A 3,345-nucleotide genomic window follows, 5' to 3' on the forward strand; every position below is an offset into this window, starting at 1 on the left:
GATAGCCTTACTTGACAATCTTGAAAAGAGAAATCTGATTAAGATCAAAAAGTCTGTTAAAAGTCCAAAGCTGAAAATTAAAGGAAAAACCAAATCAATTTTTGATTTTGCCGGACTTTGGGAAAACAGAGAAATTAAATTAACTGAACTCAGAGAAAAAGCATGGCCAAAAAGGACCTGATTCTTTGTGATACTAATATTCTAATTGAGTTGTTAAAAAATAATTCAATGATTATCGAAAAGCTAAATTCGATTGGGGAAGATAGGATATCTATTTCGATGGTTACTGCAGGAGAATTGATTTTCGGAGCACTGAACTAAGCCGATTTAAGGAAAATAAACAAGCTCATTGAACTCACAAATGTTTTTCAGGTTAATGAAATCATTTCTTCCATTTCACTAGACCTTTTAAACAAATACACTTTAAGCCACCATTTGTCTATACCTGATGCAATGATTGCTGCCACTGCCATTTTTTATAAGATCCCTTTATTTACACTAAATACCAAAGATTTCCGATACATTGATGGCGTTACTCTTTGGGATTAGCCTTTCTTACACAACACATAAAACAAATCCAATCCCTTATCAGGATGGTCGACAAGGATGTAATCCTCATGGCTGATGTCGGTGACGGAAGCGCCCTGCTGTTGGTGGAGTTTGTTGCGGTTCATCCTGTTCAGGATTTCATATGGCCACCTCAGCACAAAAGCCGGAAGCCGGTATTGCAGATCCAAAATATCAAATCGCATGATTTTGCGGACTGAAGCCCTGTTGGCTTCATGGTAATTCCACACTTTTTCATTGCCTCCGATTCCCAAAGATTCCACTTTATCAAAAATGCTTTCGCACAAAGCTGTCAACTGCGTTCCGGTATATTCCCTGATGTGCCATGGATTGCGGGAAAGTGTATGACGGATATTGGGGGTGGAAATGATCGCTTTGCCGCCGGGCTTCAGCACACGGTATATTTCCTGCAAAAACAACCTGTCATTTTGGATATGCTCAATGACCTGAAAACTGACCACAGTATCATAGCTATTGTCCTTCAAACGGGAAAATGGAGGAATGACAGCCTGTTCAAATTGGATACCGGGAAATTTGACTTTCAGGTTATCGATGACTTCTTGGATTTTATCAATCCCAAAGTAGCTGTCCACATTTTCCAACAGCACTTCCACTCCCCTTCCCTCTCCACAGCCAACTTCAAGGAGCTTTCCGCCGACCAAAGGTTTGGCTGCGATATAAGCTTTGAGCAGACGCTGATGGATGGGATTATCACTCACCAACTTATCAGAAGCGATTTCCGTTGTATAGGTAGCCATTCAAATTTTCATTAATTTGGGCAAAAATAAGGTTAATTTTTAATACAAGATGATAGGACAAAAAATCAGCAACAAAATAAAGCCAATTTCAGGCCTTGTGTTATTCCTCTTTTGCATTCCGTTAGTCACATTTGCACAACAAAACCTCCAAACCATCAATCAAGCCTTGCGGTATTCCAGGTATTCTAGGGTTTCCCTGAAAATAATCCCCATAGAAGAGCCAAAAAGGACATTTCTCCTTCAGATGCCAGTCGAAAAGATCGAGGACGAGATAGAATTTGACAGCTACACATTTTCATATGGAGTATTGTCCGGTTATCAGGAGCCTATTACTGACCAAAATCTCATCCAGCTGACCAAAGAAGATATCATCCGTGAAACGGAGTACCATTATTACTTTGAAAAAAGAGTCACTATCCCTGAAGGCCAACAGATGGCCATTGCCGTGCTGAAAGCAGTGGACACCCGCCAAGGGGATGAGTATTTCTACCATATGGACCTTATCAGTCCATTTATTTTTGGGCATTCCAATTTTGGGCTTTATTACGAGGACAGGGTGCCCTTTGACCAAAATTTTTTGATTCAAAATCAACCAGTCGAATTCAAAGGAAGAGGAATAGTCAATCTTCACACCTTCTTCTACCCCACCACATTTGATGTGCCCATGCCACCCATGGAAATCCGGCCAGCACCTGTCCCACGAGAAGTGAAAGTGGAATACCAAGGGAGTTTTCTGGCTAATTTGCCTAAAGAATTTCCTGGGATAGGGTATTACTTTATACAGTCTGATACTAATTCCACCCAAGGCGCTTTGTTGAAAACTGTCCATGATATCTTCCCGAGGGTAAAGGATTACGATGAAATGGTCGATATGGTCACCTATATTTCGACGAGAAGAGAACATGAACTGCTCAAAGACGCTGCAGATAAAAAAATCGCCTTGGACCAATATTGGTACACGCTCACTAAAGATACCTTATCTGCCAAAAAACTCATCCGGGAATATTTCAAGCAGATTGAATTTGCCAACATCCTTTTTACAGATTTCAAAGAAGGCTGGAAAACAGACCGAGGTATGGTATATATCGTCATGGGACCTCCAAACGAGGTTTACTTTAGCCTTGACGGCGAAACCTGGTCTTATGGTACACCTGAATCAATTTCAAAAATATCCTTTACCTTTGCGCGGGTTAAAAATATTCTGACCCCTAGTTTTTACACACTCAACAGGTCAAGGGCTTTACAACCCGAATGGTTTAAAAGTATTACATTATGGAGAAACGCGCAGATGGATTTCTGATCAACAAAGGCGAGCAGGATAAGGATTTTATATTCGGTACAAGGGCAGTCATGGAAGCAATTCTAGCCCATAAGGAAATCGACAAGATTTTGATTGACAAAGAAGTCAACAATGAGCTCGTCAAAGAACTCCTGAAACTCGCAAAAGACGAAAAAATCCCTGTAGTACGGGTTCCTGATGCCAAGCTCAACAGGATCACGAGAAAAAACCATCAAGGTGTCGTCGCACACATGTCTTCCATCGAATATGCGTCTTTAGACAATGTGATTGAAGAATGTTTTTCAAAAGGGATTTCTCCATTGATTTTGGTTTTGGATAGAATCACAGATGTGCGAAACTTTGGTGCCATTGCCAGAACGGCTGATTGCGCAGGGGTGCATGCCATCGTCATTCCTGAAAAGGGTGCCGCCCAGATCAATTCTGATGCTGTCAAAACATCTGCCGGTGCCTTAAACCATCTTCCGATCTGTAGGGTCAAAAACCTGTATTATACTGTCAAAGACCTGAAAAAAATGGGTCTCAATGTCGTCAGCGTCAGTGAAAAAACTGACAGGTTGATGTATGAAGCTGATTTTTCAATCCCTACAGCCCTGATTCTGGGATCTGAAGAGGACGGTATTTCCCCTGAACTTATAGGATTGAGCGATGAGTTCGTCAAAATCCCCATGTCAGGAAATATCGGAAGTCTCAATGTCTCCGTATCTGCCGGAGTAGTGATAT

General features: G+C 41.2%; 5 protein-coding genes. 4 read left to right on the plus strand and 1 reads right to left on the minus strand.

Going from position 1 to position 3,345, the window contains the following annotated elements:
- Both ACZFYI_RS17820 and ACZFYI_RS17825 read left to right on the plus strand, forming a co-directional pair.
- Window positions 1-181, plus strand: a 181-nt coding sequence (locus tag ACZFYI_RS17820; protein ID WP_462525474.1) for a hypothetical protein, incomplete at its 5' end; no start/stop codon positions are given.
- Window positions 182-336: 155 nt separating this feature from the next.
- Window positions 337-549 (plus strand): PIN domain-containing protein, encoded by a 213-nt coding sequence (locus tag ACZFYI_RS17825; RefSeq protein WP_462525478.1) that lies wholly within the window; start codon window positions 337-339, stop codon window positions 547-549.
- On the opposite strand, the gene ACZFYI_RS17830 is transcribed toward ACZFYI_RS17825, so the two are convergent.
- Window positions 546-1,325: a class I SAM-dependent methyltransferase gene (locus ACZFYI_RS17830; protein WP_462525475.1), complete on the minus strand. Its 780-nt coding sequence runs from the start codon at window positions 1,323-1,325 to the stop codon at window positions 546-548. The two genes, ACZFYI_RS17825 and ACZFYI_RS17830, sit on opposite strands and share 4 nt — an antisense overlap.
- Window positions 1,326-1,422: 97 nt before the next feature.
- On the opposite strand from ACZFYI_RS17830, the gene ACZFYI_RS17835 reads away from it, so the two are divergent.
- Entirely contained in the window at window positions 1,423-2,625 is a 1,203-nt protein-coding gene (locus ACZFYI_RS17835) for a GWxTD domain-containing protein (RefSeq protein ID WP_462525476.1), read from the plus strand.
- Window positions 2,598-3,345 (plus strand): 23S rRNA (guanosine(2251)-2'-O)-methyltransferase RlmB (rlmB, locus tag ACZFYI_RS17840; RefSeq protein ID WP_462525477.1); only part of this gene is annotated, 748 nt, incomplete at its 3' end. The genes ACZFYI_RS17835 and rlmB, both read left to right, overlap by 28 nt.

Source organism: Aquiflexum sp. (genome assembly GCF_977115555.1).

Bases quoted from the DNA above. Each gene is read 5' to 3' on its own strand.
- ACZFYI_RS17830 (WP_462525475.1), bottom strand. From the start codon at position 1,325: ATGGCTACCTATACAACGGAAATCGCTTCTGATAAGTTGGTGAGTGAT.